Raw genomic sequence first — 19,763 nt, 5'->3', positions numbered from 1 at the left:
CGTTCACGCGTGAGAAGGTCCTTCGCTCCGCTCAGGATGACAGATGAGAAAGAGGATGCCAGACAATTCCCTAAAACCGCCGCTTAAAGATCTTCCGGGTTTTCATGGTGTAAAACTCAGCAATACCCTGGCGGGTAAACTGCACTTTCCACGTACCCATTGCTTCGCCTACCCGGTAGCCCAGCGGCACCTGCGGGTAGCGTTGCCGAATCAGGGTCAGATCGGCCGGCGCTATGTCGGTTTCGGTGCCGTGGCAGCGCAGGCAGGCCGCATCGGTGACCAGCAGCGGCCGTTCGTAGGTAAACACTTCATTTGAAGGCCGTTTCACTACCCGACTGGTATCGTTGAGGCCGCTCCCAGGAGCGCGGCGCACGTGCGTGAGCGTAGCTTGCAGCACCTGCGCCAACGAATCAGTAACCGCAAAGGCAGCAGTATGGCCAGCGGGTAGGGCATCGGCCACGCTGCCGGCTTGTAGTTGCGTGGCTACTTGTTGGCGCAGGGCGCGGTCGGCGGTGCGGGTGAGAGAGTCGCCGGCCCAGCGGGTGGCACGCAGCAAATCGGCGGGCAAGATGCGCTTCACCTGCCGGTTTTCGGCCTCCACGGCCAGCTCTTTCGTGTTTGAGAGGTGCTCTACCTGATCGGGGCGGCAGGCCGACAAGAGCAGCAGCCCTACCCCGCCCCACATTCGCAAACGCATACGCAACGGGTTAAAGAATCTACTGCAAGGTACGAAGCCGCCGCGGCTCCCCTACCCTATCGGCTCAGCAAAAAATCCCGAAGCGCCGCGTACTCGGCCGGCAGCGGCACCCGCTCGATGGAGCGCTGCATAAGCGGCTCCAAGGCGGTAGGCAACGGCACGGCTTCGCCCAACAATGGCTCCACTACTTCCCGAAACTTCACCGGATGTGCCGTTTCAAGCAGAAATCCGCCCTGGGGCGTGGGGTTTTCACTGAGATACTGCTGCATAGCTCGGTAGGCCACGGCACCGTGCGGGTCCAGCAAATAGCCGGTTTCTGTATGCACGGCGCGGATGGTTTCCTCCGTTTGGGCGTCCGTCACGGAGTAGCCGGTCATTAAGCCGGTGATGCGGGTGTGCTCGGCTTCAAACAAGGCCAGAATGCGGCCGAAGTTGCTGGGGTTGCCTACATCCATGGCGTTGGAGATGGTAGCCACAGCTGGCTTGGCCGCGTACTCGCCGCTGAGCAGGTAGGCGGGCACGGCGTCGTTGGCGTTGCAGGCGGCCACAAAATGCGCCACCGGCAGCCCCGACACGTGGGCCAGCAACCCCGCGCACAGGTTGCCGAAGTTGCCGCTGGGCACCGTCACTACCGGCGGCAATTGGGGCTGCCATTGCTGCCAGGCCAGGCAGTAATAAATCTGCTGGGGCAGCCAGCGCGCCACGTTGATGGAGTTGGCTGAGGTGAGGCGCTGCTGCTGCATCAGGTCCACATCGGCAAAGGCCTGCTTTACGAGGCGCTGGCAGTCGTCGAAGTTGCCCTGAATTTCAAGGGCCGTGATGTTCTGCCCCAGCGTAGTCAGCTGGCGCTCCTGCAAGGGGCTCACTTTGCCGGCGGGGTAGAGAATGACCACTTGCACGCCCTCCACGCCCAAAAAGCCATCGGCCACGGCCCCGCCGGTGTCGCCGGAAGTAGCCACCAGCACCGTCACGGGCTCGGCTTCCTGCCGCGAGAAGTATCCCAGGCACCGACTCATAAACCGCGCCCCCACGTCCTTAAATGCTAGGGTAGGTCCATGAAACAGCTCCAGGGACGCAACAGTCTCTGTGATGGGTACTAGCGGAAACGGGAAATTGACCGTCTCGGCGCAGATACGGCGCAGCTCGTCTTCCGGAATAGTGTCGCCCACGTAGGGCGCCATCACCTGGTAGGCCACCTCGGCAGCGGGTAGGGTTTTCAAATCCAGCAGGAAATCGGCCGAAAAGCGCGGAATGTTTTCTGGGAAGTATAAGCCGCCATCGGGCGCCTGCCCCTGGATGGTTGCCGTGCGGAAATCAACGGCCGGCGACTGGTGGTTGAGACTATGATATTGCATTGCAGTGAGAATAACGATTGTAAGAAGTAGTGCGCAACGCTGCGTGCGCTAAGGCTGCGCCACTACCCGCACGCCCTCCGTGTTCATGCGCGTCACGTAGGTGAACTGTTCGATGCCCAGCCGGTCATACACGCTTTGCATGGCAGCGGCCACGGCGCGGGCGGTGGCTTCTTCCCGGCTCAACATGAAGATCGAGGGCCCCGAGCCCGAGATGCCGCCGCCTAGTGCCCCGGCTTCGCGGCTAGCGGCTTTCACCTCGGCAAAGCCCGGAATCAGGATGCTGCGCACGGGCTCCACGATGTAGTCTTCTAGGGAGCGGCCGATGAGGTCGTAGTCTTGCAGGCAGAGGCCAGCTACTAGCCCGCCCACGTTGCCCCACTGCCGGATGGCGGCGGGTAGGGCCACTTGGCGCTTCAGAATGGCGCGGGCATCGGCAGTTTTCACCTCAATCTGCGGATGCACCACCGTTACCCACAGCGGCGGGGTAGGCAGCGGCACAATGTCGAGCGGGGTAGTGCTGCGGATGAGCGTGACGCCCCCGTACAGGCACGGCGCAATGTTGTCGGCGTGCTGCACGCCCGAGGCCACTTCCTCCCCAAACATGGCAAAGCGCACCAAATCCTCTTTGCTGAACCGATTGCCCAGCAACGCATTAGCCCCTACCACCGCGCCCGCCGCACTGGCTGCACTGGACCCAATGCCGCTACCCGGCCGAATGGCCTTATTGATGCGAACCTCAATGCCTACCCCCGGCGCCTCGCGCAACAAGGCTAGCAGCGCCCCGCCTGCCACGTTGCGCGTGGGCTCAGTAGGTAGGTCGAACTCGTCTTCGTTGAGGATGGTAACGCCGGGCGTGTCGGTCAGACGCAGGTGCATGGTGTCGGCGGGCTCGGCCAGGGCAAAGCCCAGCACATCAAACCCGCAGACCATATTGGCCACGGTGGCCGGAGCCAAAACGGTAACAGACATCTTATTGAAGTATTAAGTGTTGAGGGTTGAATTATGCAGAACGTCATGCTGAGCTTGCCGAAGTATCTCTACCGTATGTAATTTTCTGTTGATTGCAACGAAGCAGTAGAGATGCTTCGGCAAGCTCAGCATGACGTTCTCACTCAATAATTCTATTGCCGGGTGGCGCGCATGATGTCGGCGAAGACCCCGGAGGCGGTTACGTCGGCGCCGGCGCCTGCTCCCTTCACCACCAGCGGCTGCTCGGGGTAGCGGGCGGTGTAGAACAGCACGGCGTTGTCTTTGCCTTGCAGGGAGTAGAAATCGTGGTCGGGGCCGACGGCTTGCAGGCCCACAGCGGCGGCACCGTCGGCGTAGCGGGCCACGAAGCGGAGTTGCTTGCCGGCATCGGCGGCCTCGCGGTAGAGCTGCTGGAAGTGCGGTTCCTGGCGGGCCATTTCCTGGTAGAAATCTTCTACGCTACCCTCCATGCACGAGGCGGGCAGGAAGGCCTCGTTTTCTATGTCGCTCATTTCCAGCTCCTGCCCGGCTTCGCGAGCTAGAATCAGGATTTTGCGGGCCACGTCTACCCCGCTCAGGTCGAGGCGCGGGTCGGGCTCGGTGTAGCCCTCGGCCTGGGCCTGGCGCACCACCTCGGCAAAGGGCACGGTGGCGTCGTAGTGGTTGAACACGAAGTTGAGCGTACCCGACAGCACAGCTTCGATGCGGTGCACCTCGTCGCCGCTGCGGGTGAGGTCGTTGAGCGTGCCGATGATGGGTAGGCCCGCGCCCACGTTGGTTTCAAACAGAAACGCCGCCCCAAACTCCCGCGACAACCGCTTGAGCTGTTGGTAGTAGCTCAGCTCGGCCGAGCCGGCAATTTTGTTGCACGCCACCACGGCCGCGCCCCGGCTCAGCAGCTCGGGGTAGCAGCGGGCTACCTCGCCGCTGGCCGTCACGTCCACAAAAATGGTGTTGCGCAGGTTGCGACTCTTGATGACTTGCAGGAAGTCGGCCAGCTTGCCTTCCTCGCCCTGGGCCAGGGTGTCGCGCCAGTTGCCCAGGTCTAGGCCCTGCTCAGCAAAGGCAAACCGGCGGCTATTGGCCACCCCTACCACCCGCACTTGCAGACGCAGGTGACGTAACAAGTAGGCCCGCTGCCGCGAGAGTTGCTCCAGTAGCTTGCCGCCCACGTTGCCGGCGCCTACCACAAACAGGTTCACTTGCTTGGTCTGCACCTCAAAAAACGACTCGTGCAGCACGTTGATGGCCTTGCGCACGTCCTGCGCCCGCACCACCACCGAAATGTTCTTCTCCGACGAGCCCTGCGCAATGGCCCGAATATTTACCCCATTGTTACCCAGCGCGTTAAACAAACGTCCGCTCACGTTGGGGTGGTCTTTCATCTTCTCGCCCACCAGGGCCACAATGGCCAGATCGGCCTCCACCACCAGCGGATCTACCTTGCCGGTGCCGATTTCGAAGGCAAACTCGTCGTCGGTGGCGGTTTTGGCGCGCACGGCGTCGGCGGTGCGCACGGCCACGCAAATGCTGTACTCCGAGGAGCTTTGGGTGATGAGAATGACGTTGACTTTCTCCCGCGCCAGGGCCGCAAACAGCCGCATCGAAAAGCCTGGAATGCCGACCATACCGCCGCCTTCCAGCCGCAGCAGCGTGACCTGCCCAATGCTGGACAGGCCGCGCACTACCTCGCCGGTAGCCGGCGGGGCCACTTCCACGCGGGTGCCTTCATCGGCGGGGGCAAAGGTGTTCTTGATGAGCAGCGGAATGCCGCGCTGCCGCACCGGCTGGATGGTAGGCGGATACAACACCTTTGCCCCGAAGTGCGACAACTCCATGGCTTCTTGGTAGCTGATGCGCGGAATGGGCCGGGCCTGGCGCACCAAGCGCGGGTCGGCCGTCATCATGCCGCTCACGTCGGTCCAAATTTCCAGCACTTCGGCGTCCAGTGCGCCCGCGAAGATGGCGGCGGTGTAGTCGGAGCCGCCGCGGCCGAGGGTAGTGGTAGACCCCTGGGCATCCGAAGCAATGAAGCCCGGCACCACATACACGGAGTGCGGGTGGTTGCGCACGTAGGTTTGAATTTGCCGGTTGGTGGTCTGAAAATCCACCAACGCGTTGCCGAAGCTGCTATTGGTGCGGATCAGCTCGCGGCTGTCGTGGCAAACGTGGTCGATACCGCGCACCAGCAGGTTGGCCGCCACTAGCCGTGCCGACAGCAGTTCCCCGAAGCTCATGAGGCGGTCCAACGTCCGCACCGACAGCTCACCCAACGCAAACACGCTGTCACAGAGCGTTTCCAGATCGTTGCATTCCTGCTTCACCCGACTCAGCAAGCTGCTCTGGCTGGTGACGGGCGCTAGTTCCTTGGCCGCATCCAGGTGGCGCTGCTCAATGGTTTGCAGCAGTTGCCGGTAGCTTTCTTGCCCCGCCGCAGCTTGCTGACCGGCGGTAATCAGTGCATCCGTCGTGCCACCCAACGCCGACACGACCACGACGGTAGGGCCGCGTTGCGCAGCCTGCGCTACCAGTTCGCCTACTTGTTGGATAGCTGCTGCCGTGGCCACCGAAGAACCACCAAATTTCAGAATCTGCATAAAGAGTAAGGAAGAATAAACGCGAAAAAGCAGCGCTTCGGGTCGGTGGCCACCTCTTGTCAGGAGGGCGGTACCGGCGAAGGGCTGCTCGGAAGATGTGAAAGTGAGAGGTAGAGCAGCCCCGCTAACCGGTAATAATACCGGTAGTGGCTGTCGGTGTCATGGTAATGACCGTCAGGGTAGGGAAAAGCGGACCGATAGCGGCGAAGGGGCGCATACGTGCTCTAAGGTTCGGACCAAAGCTAGAAAAGATTTGTTACCAACCAAATTCATGATTCGGCCCGCCTACGTTTTCCAACAAACCACGAAGGGAACAAGCCCGCTGGTTCCGCGTGTTAGTTTATGTACCTTTGTGCATATAAATATAATTCTCTGACAGGCAGATGCTAGATAAACTGGAGGCCATTCAACAGCGCTTCAACGACGTGAGCGAGCAACTCACGCAACCTGAAGCCATGAGCGACATGAAACGCTTCAAGGCCCTCAATAAAGAATACAAGGACCTGGGCAAAATCGTGACGGAGTACAAAGCCTACCAGCAGGTACTCAGCAACATCGACAATGCCAAGGAGGTGATTTCCACCGAAAAGGACCAGGACTTCCGCGAAATGGCGAAGGCTGAGCTGGACGAGCTGCTGCCCGAGCAGGAGCGCCTGGAGGCCGTTATCAAGGAACTCCTGATTCCGAAGGACCCCAACGACTCCAAGGACGTGATTATGGAAATCAGGGCCGGAGCCGGGGGCGACGAGGCCGCCATATTTGCCGGCGACTTGCAGCGCATGTACATGCGCTTCGCCGAAAAGCAGGGCCTACGCATGGACCTCATCGACGCCACCGAGGGCACCTCGGGCGGCTACAAGGAAATTGTGCTCTCGCTGAAAGGCGAGGACGTGTACGGCAAGCTGAAGTTTGAATCGGGTGTGCACCGTGTACAGCGCGTGCCGGCCACCGAAACTCAGGGCCGTATTCACACTTCGGTAGCCTCCATTGTGGTGATGCCAGAAGCTGAAGAATTGGATATTGAACTGGATATGAACGACATCCGCAAGGACTTGTTTATGTCGAGTGGCCCCGGTGGGCAGTCGGTAAACACCACCTACTCGGCCGTGCGCCTTACGCACTTGCCTACCGGCCTGGTGGCCCAGTGCCAGGACCAAAAGTCGCAGCTCAAGAACTTCGATAAGGCGTTGCAGGTACTCCGCTCACGCATCTACGAGATTGAGCTGGCCAAGAAAAACGAAGCCGAAGGTGCCGCCCGCAAGAGCATGATTGGCGGCGGCGACCGGTCGGACAAAATCCGCACCTACAACTACCCCCAGGGCCGCGTAACCGACCACCGCATTGGGTTCACGGTGTACAACCTGCCCAGCGTAATGGACGGCAACATCGATGATTTCGTGGAGCAGTTGCGCATAGCCGAAAGCGCCGAACGCCTGAAAGAAGGGGTAGGGTAGTATAGTGTTAGCTGTTGGCTACTAGCTGTTAGCTGATAGCTTGTTTTTCGGTTATTAACTGAACTAGAAACAAGCTATCAGCTAACAGCTAGTAGCCAACAGCTATTTTATGCCAACCTTACGGCGCCTTTTGGAGTTTGCCGGGGTATGGCTACTTCCTCTGCATCTCTACCTATTATTATCATCGGCGCTGGTATGGCTGGCCTCACTTGCGCCAACTACCTGCACCGGGCCGGCAAATCTGTATTGGTGCTGGATGCTGCCGACGCCGTGGGTGGCCGCGTACGCACTGATATTACACCCGAAGGCTTCCGCTTAGACCGTGGTTTTCAGATCCTGCTCACGCGCTACCCCGAGGTGCAGCGCCTCATGGACTACGGTGCCTTGGACCTGCGGGCTTTCGAGTCGGGTGCCGTTATTCAATTGCCTACTGGCCGAGAAACGACGCTAATTAACCCGTTGCGGCAACCGTTGGCGGCGTTCGAAGCCCTCACTTCGCCCATTGGCTCCCTACCTGATAAGCTCCGCATTGCAAACCTGGTGCGACATGTGAGCAAGTATACCGCCGGCCAACTCATCAGCCGCAACTCCTCCAACCAAGAAGACACTCTGACCTACTTACGCCGCAAAGGCTTCAGCGAGCGGATCATTGATACCTTCTTCCGTCCGTTTTTCGGCGGGGTGTATCTGGACCGGCAGCTGCGTACGGCGGCCAATTTCTTCGAGTTTGTATTTCAACAGTTTGTGGTGGGCGATGCCGCTGTGCCCAATCTTGGCATACAGGCCATTCCGGAGCAATTGGCGGCCCGTCTACCCACCGGCAGCGTGCGCCTCAACTCACCCGTATCGGCCATCGACGGTACCCGCGTGCGCCTCTGGACAGATGAGGTACTGGAAGCCGCTGCCGTGGTCATAGCCACCGATGGCACGGCAGCGCAGCAACTCCTACCCACCCAGACGCTCAGCGCGCCTACCCCTACCTCCGAGTGGCGCAAGACTACCTGTACCTACTTTGCGGCGCCCCACTCTCCCGGCCATGGCGATAAGCTCTTGCGTCTCAATGCAATGCCGGGCGCCCTGGCACACAACGTCGTATTCCCCAGCGATGCGGCCCCCGGCTACGCCCCCGCTGGTCAAACACTGGTTTCGGTGAACACCCACGGCGCGCACGGTCTTACGGAGGAGGACTTACTAAACCGGCTGCGAGCCGAACTGGCTGCCTGGTTTGGGCCGGCCACGGCCCAGTGGCAGCACCTGCGCACCTACGAAATTACGCACGCCCTCCCGGCCTACCCCGCAGGGCAACCCTACCGCCAGAGCCTCCGTCTAGCTGATACCCTCTACCAGTGCGGCGACTACACCGCATATCCGTCGCTGAACGCCGCCATGGCGACCGGCCGTGAGGTAGCGGAGATGTTGCTGGTGTAAAAGCTACTCCTGCTCACAAACTACCCGTACGGCCGCCATCTACAGCCAGATTGGTGCCTGTGACGTAGCCCGCCGCCGGTGAAGCGAAGAATACAGCCGCGGCAGCTATTTCGTCTGCTTCGCCAAAACGGCGGGCAGGAATTTGCTGCTTGGCGGCGGTTTCTACCTCAGCTACTTGCTTGCCGACTGATGCAGCCTGCTTTTCCAGCAGACTTTCCAAGCGCTGGGTTTGCGTCATGCCGGGTAGCACGTTGTTGACGGTGATGCCATCGGCCGCCAGTTCGTTGGCCAGCGTTTTGGCCCAGTTGGCCACCGCCGCCCGGATGGTATTGGACACGCCCAGCCCCGGCAGCGGCACCTTCACAGAAGTACTTATGATGTTGATGATGCGCCCATACTGCCGCGCCCGCATAGCCGGCACCACGGCTTGCACCAGCAAATGGTTGCACACCACATGCTGCTCAAAAGCCGCCCGAAAGGCATCGACAGACGCCTCGATAATAGGCCCACCGGGCGGGCCGCCCGTGTTATTGACGAGCACGTGAAAGCCTATTGGGTGCGCCTTGAGGTAGTCGACCACGCGTGTGGCTACTTGGTCGGGCTGGGTGAAATCGGCCACGATGTAGTCGTGCGGCTGGTTGGTGGGCGTGGGTAGGGCGGCAGCGGTTTCGCGCAGCGTAGTTTCGTTACGGGCCAGCAGCGTAACGGTAGCGCCTTGCCGGGCTAATTCTTCGGCAATGGCTCGCCCAATTCCCTGCGTGCTGCCGCTCACCAGAGCTTTTTGATCGGAGAAAGGAGTAGTGGAACTCATACTATTAGAAACCGAGATGGAAGCCGATGTTTTGAGATATTTGTTGAAATCATGAGCAAATAGCCTATAGGTCGTCATGTTGAGCGGAGTCGAAGCATCTCGCTTGCGTCGTCGAGTTAGTCACGTAACATCAGCATGCGAGATGCTTCGACTCCGCTCAGCATGACGAGCGAATAACCTACTTCTCTCTTCAAAACCAAACCACATGAATCGACCGATCAATTTACAAAAGTGGGTGGATGAGCACCGCCATCTGCTGAAGCCGCCCGTGGGCAACCAGCAGGTATTCAAAGACAATAAAGATTTTATTGTGATGGTGGTGGGCGGCCCCAACTCCCGCAAAGACTACCACGTGGACGAAGGCGAGGAGCTATTCTGGCAGCTGGAAGGCGACATCGTGGTGAAAATCATCGAGGATGGGCAGCCGGTAGATATTGAGATTAAGGCCGGCGAGATGTACCTGCTACCTCCTGGTGTGCCCCATTCGCCGCGGCGGCCAGCCAACACCATTGGGCTGGTGGTGGAACGCTACCGCACGACCGGCGAGCTGGATGGCTTTCAGTGGTACTGCGAAAACTGCGGCAACAAGCTCTACGAGGAATTTGCCGAGATTACCGATATCGTGGCGCAGCTGCCGCCCATCATGAACCGCTTCTGGCAAGACGAGCACAAGCGCACGTGCACCGTGTGCGGCACCGTGATGGCGCCACCCACGCCTGCCCCTGCTCCGTAAGTACTTCCTGGCGGCCCTCGCCTTTGCCCCCTACCTTTGTCCGCATGACCTTCGAACCCACCCCCGCCTTTGCCGCCCAACTCGATGCCCAGGACCCACTGCGTGAGTTCCGCAGTCGCTTCCTGATTCCGCCCGCGCCGGGTGGTGGCAAGAGCCTCTATCTGTGCGGCAACTCGCTGGGTCTGCAACCCCGTGCCGTACGCGAAGCGCTGGATCAGGAGCTGGATACCTGGGCCACGCTGGCAGTAGATGGGCACTTCGATGGTCCTTCGCCCTGGATGCACTACCACGAAACCCTAGCCGAAACCGAAGCGCTGGTGGTAGGAGCCAAGCCCATAGAAGTGGTGGTGATGAACAACCTGACCACCAACCTGCACTTGCTGCTCACGTCGTTCTACCGCCCTACCCCTACCCGCTACAAGGTGCTAATGGAAGGCGGCGCGTTTCCTTCGGACCAGTACGCCTTGGAAACCCAAACCAAGCTGCACGGCTTCGACCCCGACGACGCCATTGTGGAGCTGGTACCCCGTTCCGGTGAGCACACGTTGCGCACGGAGGATATAGAGGCCAAAATTGCTGAGCTGGGCGATTCGCTGGCGACCATTATCATGGGGGGCATCAACTACTACACTGGGCAGGTATTTGATATGCAAGCCATTACACGGGCTGGGCACGCGGTGGGCGCTATGGTAGGCTTCGACCTGGCACACGCGGCCGGCAACGTGGAGCTGCACCTGCACGACTGGGACGTGGATTTTGCCTGCTGGTGCACCTATAAGTACATGAACTCGGGGCCGGGTAGCGTGGGCGGCGCGTTTGTGCACGAGCGATTTGCTGACCGTCCTGACCTGCTGCGCCTGGCCGGCTGGTGGGGCCACGACGCCGATGAGCGCTTCAAAATGCAAAAAGGTTTTAAGCCGATGGCCGGCGCTGCGGGTTGGCAGCTGGCCAACGGCAACGTGCTGACGCTGGCAGCCCACCGAGCGGCGCTGGCGCTGTTTGCGGAGGTAGGCGGCATGGGTCCGTTGCGCCGCAAAAGCGAGCAGCTGACGGCTTACCTAGAGTTCCTCATCAATCGGCTGGAGCTGCCCGCTTCGCGCCTCGAAATCATTACGCCCGCCGATCCGGCGGCCCGTGGCTGCCAGCTTTCCTTGTTGGTGCACCAGGGCGGGCGCGAGCTGTTCGACCACCTTACGCAAGCCGGCGTGGTAGGCGACTGGCGCGAGCCCAACGTGATTCGGCTAGCGCCGGTGCCCTTCTACAACTCGTTTGCCGATGTGCAACGGGTAGGCGAAGTACTGGCCGTCTGGGCTGAACAATAGCGCAGGCAAGAAAATTTGGGCATTTGTTACCTATTCAGCACAACTTGCGTTCAGTCTAGTAGCAACTTAGCAGCTGCTTTCATGTCCGGTTTGGCCTTGCAACCCAGCCGCACCCATTTGAGTCTATTTTTCAATTACCGTTTTCACTATCCCAATGGCTGAAGACTACGCGGCCAAGATGGGCCGCAAAACCGACGCCGAACTGCGCCAGTACGTCGACCAGTATACTAACTACCTGGAAGAAGCCGTGTTGGCTGCTCTCGATGAGTTGGAACGCCGGGGGAAGGTAGTGGCGGAAGCCAGCGCCATCCGCACGGACGTGCAGCCCGTGGTGGCGCAGCGTGCCGCCGAGGCAGCTACTGTTCGCGCCGCCGAAGCCGCTGCCGTGGCGGAACCAGAGCAAGAACAAGCAGCCGGACCCGCGCTGTACTCGCCGGCTACCATTGCCATCTTCTCCGTCATATTTTCTTTTCTGGCGGGAGGCGTGCTGATGGTTATCAACTTGTTTAAGCTGGACAAGCAAAGCAAGGCGTTACGCCTACTGTTGTTTATTGTTCTGTATCTCTTGGGCAGCTCCTACCTGCTACAATGGGCTGTGTTGCAGTTTGGTGAGAGTGCCAAATGGATCAGTGCGGCCGTTAACCTGGGTGCTGTGGTGGCGTATCTGTGGTTTTTTTGGCCGCGCTACGTAGGCCGGCGCTCCTACCTTAGTCGGGGTTGGCTGCCTGCCCTGGTGGTCTGCTTGCTGATCTTCGGGATTATGTATTACCTGATGATGCCCATGCTGGGGCAAATGGGCGGTGCCGCGCTGCCGTAGCAGCTACCCTATGCCGCTCACGCTACTACCCTTACTTAACGCCGAAATCTGGCTCGACGAGCGTTTTTTGCCGTTTGATGCTGCTACTGCCCTGTCGCACGAGTTGGAGCAAACCATTGCGTGGCGACAGGAAGCCATTCGGCTCTATGGGCGCGAGGTGCTCCAACCGCGCCTCACGGCTTGGCACGGCGACCCGGCCGCTACCTACCGCTACTCTGGTCTTCAACTTACGCCTCAGCCCTGGACGCCGGCACTGCAAAAACTACGTGGGCAAGTGGAAACCGCTACCGGAACCGCTTTCAATAGCGTACTACTCAACCTCTACCGCTACGGGCAGGATAGCATGGGCTGGCATGCCGACGACGAGCCGGAACTAGGCCCCGCACCGGTTATCGCTTCCTTGAGTTTGGGTGCTACCCGCCGTTTCCGGTTGCGTCCCCGCGATGCCCGCGAAACGCCGCACGCGCCTGTTTCTCTCGATTTGTCCTCTGGCAGTTTGCTGGTGATGCGTGGCCCTACCCAACAGCACTGGCTGCACGCCGTGCCGAAAACTGCCCGGCCCACGGATGCTCGCCTCAACCTAACTTTTCGATTAATTGTAAACGCTATGTAAGCCTCATCGGCTTAGTAGCGGATTTCTGGGTGCCCGAAAAGGTTGATGTCCACGTTTTCGCCAATGCTGTATGTGCCAATCTGTAGCTGGTCGTTTGCTAGCTGCAAGTGTGCAGATGGCATTTTTGGGGTGAAAACCTGCTGATCTTCTGTGAGTAAGGCAGTCCAGATCATGGCCGACCACGTGAGATAAGTAGCTGTTGCCAGCGATGAGTAGGAATGTTGCACAGGCCGATAAGCAGCCTTAGAAACGCAGGGGGTAGAAATTGGCATAGAAACAGAGCAAGTGGTTCGTCTTACAATACAACCCTACGATGCGCTGTAAGCCACCGGATTCTATTTAAGCTTAAACAAATTGTATTACTCGATGAATAGCTTTTCCTACCCGACAAACGACGCTATTTCGTAACCGTTTACCTTCGCTGTTCCATTCCCTTTTTGCCGTGTCTATGTCCGCTCCTGTTCCTGCCGCTACTTCCGAGCCGCTCACCATTATTGGCGGAGGTCTGGTAGGCTCCCTACTCGCCCTCTACCTGGCGCGGCGCGGCTATCAGGTAGCCATTTACGAGCGTCGGCCCGACCCGCGCTACCAGGAAGCCGCCGAGGGGCGTTCCATCAACCTGGCTCTTTCGGACCGGGGCTGGCGGGCGCTGGAAGGCATTGGCGTGCAGGAAGACGTGCGCCAAGTGGCCCTACCCCTCTACAAGCGCGCCATGCACAGCCTAGACGGACAGCTCACCTACCAGGCCTATGGGCAGGAAAACCAGGCTATTTATTCCGTTTCGCGCGATGGCCTCAACCGCACCCTACTCGATCTGGCGGAGGCGCACCCCAACATCACCCTGCACTTCAACCAGCGGTGCCTGGAGGTAGACCTGCGCCGGCGCCAGCTTACCCTGCGCGACACGACCACCCAACAGACGCACACGCTTGCCTACCACCGGCTGTTTGGTACCGATGGAGCCTTTTCGGCGGTGCGGGGGGCTATGCAGAAAACTGACCGCTTCAACTACGCACAGAGCTACCTGGAGTACGGTTACAAGGAATTGCAGATTGCGGCCGACGCAGCCGGCAACTGGCAGCTCGATAAAGAAGCGCTTCACATCTGGCCGCGCGGGCAGTACATGATGATTGCCCTACCCAACCTCGACGGCTCTTTCAACTGCACTTTATTTTTCCCCTACGAAGGCGAAACGTCGTTTGCTTCCCTGCAAACGCCCGCCCAGGTACAGGACTTTTTTGAGCGCGTATTTCCCGATGCGGTACCTCTCATGCCCAATTTGCTACCCGAGTTTGCTGAGCACCCTACCAGCTCCCTCGTCACGGTGCGCTGCTACCCGTGGTCCTACCAAGGCGAGGTGGTGCTGATTGGGGATGCCTCGCACGCCATTGTGCCCTTCTACGGCCAGGGCATGAACGCGGGCTTCGAGGATTGCACCGTGCTCGACCAACTGCTGACAGAGTTTGACGGCGACTGGAACACCGTTTTTGCAGAGTTTCAGCGCCGCCGCAAGCCTGATGCCGACGCCATGGCCGACCTAGCGGTGTATAACTTCCAGGAGATGCGCGACCGGGTGGCCGACCCGCGTTTTCTGCTGCAAAAGAAAATCGAAAGCAAAATCTCCGCGCAGTATCCCGATCAGTGGCTGCCGCTGTACTCGCAGGTCACGTTCTCGCACACGCCCTACGCCGAGGCCCTGGCCAATGGCACCCGACAGGAGCACATTATGCAGCGCCTGATGCCCCTTATTCAAACAGAAGCCGACTACGACACGCCCGCCGTGCAGGAAATGGTGCAGCAGGAAATGGCCCAACTGGCTTAGCAGTTGAATCTGCGTTTTCGCTATTCTTGATGCACTCAACTAATTGATAGCATTTTGCTTCGGGGCTATCTATGCATAGTATTTTGGCCGATTAATTGCAACTATCTTGATTAGTAACAACGGTTTTCTCGGCGTAATACCTTCTTTTATAGGCGAGTTGTACCTTTACCTAGTCAAACGCTTTTTGGCCACGGCGGCCATCTACAGTTTCTTTGTGTATGCCTGCTACCTCTGCGCTTTCCTGCCTCATTGTGGATGATGACCCCATCAACCGCCTGACGCTGGAGCATTACATTTCCCTGACAGATTCACTCTCGCTCACGGCTTCCCTCACCGATGGGTTGGAAGGGCTGACTTTCTTTCGCAATGGTAACCAGGTAGACATTCTGTTTTTGGATGTGCAGATGCCCCAGCTTAGTGGCCTGGAGTTGCTGCGGGTGTTGCCCAATCCCCCGCTGGTTATTCTGACAACTGCCCACGAGGATTTTGCCGTTGATGCCTTCAACCTGCAAGTGACCGATTACTTGGTCAAGCCCTTCGACTATGCCCGTTTCAGCCGGGCCGTGCAACGGGCCCAGCAACAAGCCGGCGCCCTCACCCACGCAACGGCTACGCAGGCACCAGCCCTCCCCGATTCCGACCTATTTGTGAAGGTCAACAACAAGATGGTGCGCATCAATTTCGATGATGTGCTCTACGTGGAAGCGCTGTCTGACTACGTTATCATCGTGACCGACAAGCAGAAGCATATTGTATACACCACGCTGAAGGCCTTTGTGGAGCGCCTACCCTTCGACCACTTTGTACGGGTGCACCGCTCCTACATCCTGAATCTACGGCGGGTAGAAGCCATTGAAAACAACATAGCGCTGATGCCCAGCGGCCAGGAAGTACCCATCAGCAAATCCTACCAGGACATCGTTTTCCGGAAGATCAACCGCATCTAGCACACCGGAGTACCACAACAAGGCCCGTTTCGTAGCTACGAAACGGGCCTTGTTGTGGAGCAAACTTTCTCGCCTACCTAATAACCAGCGGCCTGCAACTCAGCCACCACCGCCGCGGTGGTATTCAGGAGCGTTGTGGCCGCAGCTTGCAAGGTCGTTTCTGTAGGACGGTCGGCGGGGGATGCGTGGGGGTAGGATTCCAGCAAGCGCACTGGTTCCTCGGTGGTTGTCACGGCCAGCAGCTTCAGCGTGGGTTTCAGGCGGTGCGCTATGTCGGCCGCCGCGGTCCAGTCGGATACGGCGGCGGCAACCTTCAGTTGGTCCAGCGCGGGCGGGGTATGTTGCAGGAACGTCGTCAGGATTTTTCGCACGAAGTTCTCACTGCCGTGGGCGGCTTCCTGCAACTGGGCCAGGTGGTAGAGCGGCGCAACGGGCGCGTTGCGTACGGCTGCTACCTCGGCCGCGGCCTCCACTGTACGACCCAGCTGGGCCGCAATTTTCAGGAACAAGTCGCGCTCCTCGAAGGGCTTAAGCAGGTAGTCGTTGATGCCAGCCTTTTGGTACACCTCGTGGTCGGAGCGCATGGCGTTGGCCGTGAGGGCAATAACGGGCAGCACGGCTTTCAGTGGGTCGGCGTGCTTCCGAATCAGGCGGGTAGCGTCCAGGCCGCTCATGCCGGGCATCTGAATGTCCATCAGCACCACGTCGTACGTGTGCTGGTCCAGGAGCGCCAGGGCTTCGGGGCCGCTGTCGGCGGCATCCACCTCAAAGCCCCACCCTTGCAGAATCAATAACGCCAATTGCTGATTCACGGGGTGATCTTCTACCAGCAGCACGCGCGTGCCGCGCAGGGTAGCATAGTCGGGTAGGGCGGGCTCGATGGCCAGGGCCGTCTGCTGGGCTTTGGGCAGCGTGAGCACCAGGAAAAACGTGCTGCCACGGCCCGGCGTGCTCTCTACCCACAGGCGCCCGCCCAACTGCTCCGACAAGCGCCGGCTGATGGTGAGGCCCAGCCCCGTGCCCCCAAATTGGCGGGTGGTATCCGTATAGGCCTGCCGGAAGCTCTCGAAAATAGCTTCCTGCTTTTCGGCCGGAATACCAATGCCGGTGTCGGTCACTTGAAACTCGATGCTGAGCTTCTCAGGCGAATCGTGCAGCACGCGGCCGGTCAGCTCCACAAATCCCCGGTCCGTGAATTTAATGGCGTTGCTGAGCAGATTCAGCAAAATCTGATTCAGGCGGAATGGGTCGCCTACTACCACGGGCTCGGGTAGGGTAGGCGGCTCCACGAAGAACCGAATGCGCTTCTCTTCGGCTTTATAAGCCAGCGTTTGGGCCGCCCCGCGAATCGACTCGATGATATCGAAAGGAATTTCTTCCAGGTGCAGCTGCCCCGATTCAATCTTGGCAACGTCCAGCACATCGTTGATAACCGCCAGCAAGTGCCGGCCCGAGCTTTGAATAATGTTGAGGTGGTCGCGCTGGGCCTCCTGCAATTCCGTTTTGGCCAGCAGCCCGGCCATACCCAGAATCCCGTTGATGGGCGTGCGAATCTCGTGGCTCATGTTGGCCAAGAAATTTTCCTTGGCCTGCGCCGATTCCTCGGCCGCTTCTTTGGCCCGCTTCAGCTCCTTTTCCATTAGGATGCGGTCCGTCACGTCTTGCCCGTAAGCAATTACGTAGGGTTCCTGGCCGGTTTCGTCTACTAGGGAGTTGTTGTAGAGGATGAAGCGCCGCTCCCCTGTGCGCGACATCAAGGTCATCACGCCGCCTAGCTCGCGCTGCTGCGCAATGGTAGTGAGGTAGGTGTCCATGTCGGCGTGCAACTCGGGCGGCGATACCATCTGCAAGGGCTGCCCGATTATTGCCTCCGCCGGACGGCCAATTACGGCTGCCGCGGTGGGGTTAATGGTCAGGATCCGGCCCTGTAAGTCGTGCGTACAGATGAGCGCCTGACTGAACTGCATCAGGTCGCGGTACTGCTTTTCACTGCGAATTAGCGTTTCGTGGGCCAGGCGGGCCTCCGTGATATCGGTGCTCACGCCCAATATGCTAACGGTGCCATCGGCGCGGCGCAAAGGGCGCTTCACTGACCGTAGCCAGCGGGTTTCGCCATTTCGTAACGTTGCGGATACCTCGACGGTTTGCTCCTGCCCCGTTGTAATAATCTGAATGTCATCATCTACTACCTTTTGCAGCTCGCGCCAGATCGATAGGTCTTCGGGGGCTACTTCTGCCTCCGTTAAGCCCACCAGCTCGATGTGCTTGGTACTCTGCACAAAATCCCTCATTGATTGATTCATGAAGGAAATCTTCGTGTTGATATCACGCACGAAGATGTAGTCGGGCACCGTGTTTACTACCTGCTGCACAAAGGCTTGCTCTTCTTGCAGGCGCGCTTCGCTTTCCCGCAACCGACTCTCGGCCAAGTAGCGCTCCGTGATGTCGAGGCCATAGCCCAGCATCAAGCGCAGGGAGCCATCGGGGTTATATACGGGCAGCATGTTGCGCAATGCCCGGCGCTGGCCCTGCGGACTTTCCAACGACTCTTCCCACTGCACGGCCTGCTTGGTAGCCAGCGCCTGCTCGAAACGGGCATGGCGCTCCTCGGCCAGCGCCACAGGGCGCTGCCGGTATTCGCAAAACTCGAAGTCGTTGCGGCCAATAATCCATTCGCGCACTTCGGGGTTGGCAATAGCCGCCGGGTTCAGGAACAGGTAGCGGTGCTCGGGGTCGAACACGGCTACATCTACCGGCAACAGGTTTAGGATGGTTTCGTAGAACTCGCGCTGCTGCATCCGCCGCTCGACATCCTTGCCCTGCGTGATGTTGGTGAGGTAGACATCGGCGTACTGCTCGTTGCAGGAAGGCACCACAAACAGCAGGTAGTGGTTGAAGTTCAACGCGATTTCCTGCTGCACTACCTTGTCAGTTGCCAATGCCTGCCCAATGGCTTGCTGCACCAACTCCTCCAATTGCGGCAACATACCCGCCTCTTCTTCACGTTGCCGCAGATTTTCGGCTGCTTGGTTCAGAAAGAGCGTTTCGGCAGTAGCGCTCAGGCGCCACACCGGGTTAGGGTTGCGCCGGGGTAGCTGTCCCAGGTCGAGGGTAGGAGAAGAGGGAGCGCACAGCTGCTCCAACTCCGCTACGCGCTCCTCGGCAAGCTGTCGGGCGGCGCGCTCCTGCTGCAATTGCGCTAGCAGATCGGCCGTTGTAAGATCGGAAGTAGAGGAAGAAGCCATAGCCACAAGCAGACAAATACCGCGCCCAGAGGCAGGGGCGAAAACTGAATTTCGGGAATGATCTATATTGTTGGAGCGCGGGCAAAGCCATGTCTACCAACAGCCAAGCTACCTTCTGTAAAGCTACAATTCCAGTGCTACCCTCCTGCTTTTTGGAATGACTTTTTACGGCCGTATAGTCCCGCTCTCCTACCCGTCAGGCCAGTGCTACCCCTACGCCTACCCCCGCCACCAGACTCACGCCCAGCACCAACCCGGCCCATACCTGAGTAGGTGTGTGAGACTGTAGCTGCAACCGGGCACTCAACACAGCCCCCGCTAGCAAAATGCTACCAAGCAGCCACCACAGTGCTTCCTGATCGGCGAGGCCGCTGAGCTGCAACAAGGCCAGCAGTCCCACGGCGCCCCCCACCCCCACGGCATGGGCACTGATTTTCCAGCGCAGTGAGATTAGCAGTGTCAGCAGCACGGCAATGGCCATGCCCACCATCATATAGCGCAACAGAGCATCTAAGGCAAAGCCAGTATGCGTGAAAAACCAGGCCGCTACCCCAAAGCTGATGGCCGCAGCCAGAAAGGGTAGGGCGCGCTGCCGCCTGTCGTACAGCTCCAGCGAGTCGATAACGCCGGCCCAATATAGCCCACTCGTGCAGAGGGTAGGCAGCAAAAAGGTAAACCCGAACGCAAACGCTACCACCAGCCACCGGTCGGGTAGCAACGGGTAGAGCACCACGCCCGGCAATTGATAACAAACAATATAGTAGAGATACGATGGGACCAGCAGCGGGTGAAAAATCACCGATAACGCCAAAGCCAGGGAGTTTTTCAACGGAACCGGATTAAAGCCGAATACGAATATAGGGCTCGAATCCTAAAAAAACAGGATAAAGTACATTAGGTAAAATGGTGGGATAGTAATTTTGCGAAGATGCGTGTCATCCTGAGCAGAGCGA

General features: G+C 59.1%; 16 protein-coding genes. 8 read left to right on the top strand and 8 right to left on the bottom strand.

Going from position 1 to position 19,763, the window contains the following annotated elements:
- Positions 1-70: 70 nt before the first annotated feature.
- The 4 genes from KYK14_RS17395 to thrA form a co-directional block, all read right to left on the bottom strand.
- A complete protein-coding gene (locus tag KYK14_RS17395; RefSeq protein ID WP_219160597.1) occupies positions 71-697 on the bottom strand; it encodes a c-type heme family protein in 627 nt (208 codons plus the stop codon).
- A gap of 56 nt (positions 698-753) precedes the next feature.
- Entirely contained in the window at positions 754-2,052 is a 1,299-nt protein-coding gene (thrC, locus tag KYK14_RS17390; RefSeq protein ID WP_219160595.1) for a threonine synthase, read from the bottom strand.
- Between the two features lie 48 nt (positions 2,053-2,100).
- Positions 2,101-3,021 carry a homoserine kinase gene (locus KYK14_RS17385; RefSeq protein ID WP_219160594.1) on the bottom strand — a complete coding sequence of 307 codons (921 nt, stop codon included), beginning with the start codon at positions 3,019-3,021 and terminating at the stop codon, positions 2,101-2,103.
- A 152-nt stretch (positions 3,022-3,173) separates the two neighbouring features.
- Positions 3,174-5,618: a bifunctional aspartate kinase/homoserine dehydrogenase I gene (gene thrA, locus KYK14_RS17380; protein WP_219160592.1), complete on the bottom strand. Its 2,445-nt coding sequence runs from the start codon at positions 5,616-5,618 to the stop codon at positions 3,174-3,176.
- A gap of 383 nt (positions 5,619-6,001) precedes the next feature.
- Here thrA and prfA point away from each other — a divergent pair, with 383 nt between their 5' ends.
- Both prfA and KYK14_RS17370 read left to right on the top strand, forming a co-directional pair.
- Entirely contained in the window at positions 6,002-7,072 is a 1,071-nt protein-coding gene (prfA, locus tag KYK14_RS17375; RefSeq protein WP_208307740.1) for a peptide chain release factor 1, read from the top strand.
- A 147-nt stretch (positions 7,073-7,219) separates the two neighbouring features.
- Entirely contained in the window at positions 7,220-8,500 is a 1,281-nt protein-coding gene (locus KYK14_RS17370) for a protoporphyrinogen/coproporphyrinogen oxidase (RefSeq protein ID WP_219160590.1), read from the top strand.
- 13 nt (positions 8,501-8,513) lie between these two features.
- Here the strand turns inward: KYK14_RS17370 and KYK14_RS17365 are convergent, their stop codons facing one another.
- Positions 8,514-9,311: an SDR family oxidoreductase gene (locus KYK14_RS17365; RefSeq protein ID WP_219160588.1), complete on the bottom strand. Its 798-nt coding sequence runs from the start codon at positions 9,309-9,311 to the stop codon at positions 8,514-8,516.
- A 205-nt stretch (positions 9,312-9,516) separates the two neighbouring features.
- Here KYK14_RS17365 and KYK14_RS17360 point away from each other — a divergent pair, with 205 nt between their 5' ends.
- The 4 genes from KYK14_RS17360 (at position 9,517) to KYK14_RS17345 (ending at position 12,796) form a co-directional block, all read left to right on the top strand.
- Positions 9,517-10,044, top strand: a complete 528-nt coding sequence (locus KYK14_RS17360; RefSeq protein ID WP_219160587.1) for a 3-hydroxyanthranilate 3,4-dioxygenase — start codon at positions 9,517-9,519, stop codon at positions 10,042-10,044.
- Positions 10,045-10,088: 44 nt separating this feature from the next.
- Entirely contained in the window at positions 10,089-11,366 is a 1,278-nt protein-coding gene (kynU, locus tag KYK14_RS17355; protein WP_219160585.1) for a kynureninase, read from the top strand.
- A gap of 154 nt (positions 11,367-11,520) precedes the next feature.
- Complete coding sequence (locus KYK14_RS17350) at positions 11,521-12,183, top strand: hypothetical protein (RefSeq protein WP_219160583.1); 663 nt, start codon at positions 11,521-11,523, stop codon at positions 12,181-12,183.
- A 10-nt stretch (positions 12,184-12,193) separates the two neighbouring features.
- Positions 12,194-12,796, top strand: coding sequence for an alpha-ketoglutarate-dependent dioxygenase AlkB family protein (locus KYK14_RS17345; protein ID WP_185281973.1), 603 nt, complete (start codon positions 12,194-12,196; stop codon positions 12,794-12,796).
- Positions 12,797-12,807: 11 nt separating this feature from the next.
- Here the strand turns inward: KYK14_RS17345 and KYK14_RS17340 are convergent, their stop codons facing one another.
- A complete protein-coding gene (locus KYK14_RS17340; protein WP_185281972.1) occupies positions 12,808-13,023 on the bottom strand; it encodes a hypothetical protein in 216 nt (71 codons plus the stop codon).
- 221 nt (positions 13,024-13,244) lie between these two features.
- On the opposite strand from KYK14_RS17340, the gene KYK14_RS17335 reads away from it, so the two are divergent.
- Positions 13,245-14,618, top strand: a complete 1,374-nt coding sequence (locus KYK14_RS17335; RefSeq protein WP_185281971.1) for an FAD-dependent oxidoreductase — start codon at positions 13,245-13,247, stop codon at positions 14,616-14,618.
- Between the two features lie 218 nt (positions 14,619-14,836).
- Entirely contained in the window at positions 14,837-15,565 is a 729-nt protein-coding gene (locus KYK14_RS17330; RefSeq protein ID WP_219160581.1) for a LytR/AlgR family response regulator transcription factor, read from the top strand.
- Between the two features lie 77 nt (positions 15,566-15,642).
- Here KYK14_RS17330 and KYK14_RS17325 read toward each other — a convergent pair whose 3' ends face one another.
- Complete coding sequence (locus tag KYK14_RS17325; protein WP_219160579.1) at positions 15,643-18,810, bottom strand: PAS domain-containing protein; 3,168 nt, start codon at positions 18,808-18,810, stop codon at positions 15,643-15,645.
- Between the two features lie 196 nt (positions 18,811-19,006).
- The gene (locus KYK14_RS17320) at positions 19,007-19,639 is read right to left on the bottom strand and encodes a hypothetical protein (RefSeq protein WP_185281968.1); all 633 of its coding nucleotides are present in this window, start codon (positions 19,637-19,639) and stop codon (positions 19,007-19,009) included.
- Between the last annotated feature and the right edge of the window lie 124 nt (positions 19,640-19,763).

The sequence above is a fragment of the Hymenobacter profundi genome (assembly GCF_019334315.1).
GTDB lineage: Bacteria > Bacteroidota > Bacteroidia > Cytophagales > Hymenobacteraceae > Hymenobacter > Hymenobacter profundi.
This window is presented reverse-complemented; position numbering and strand designations above follow the sequence as displayed.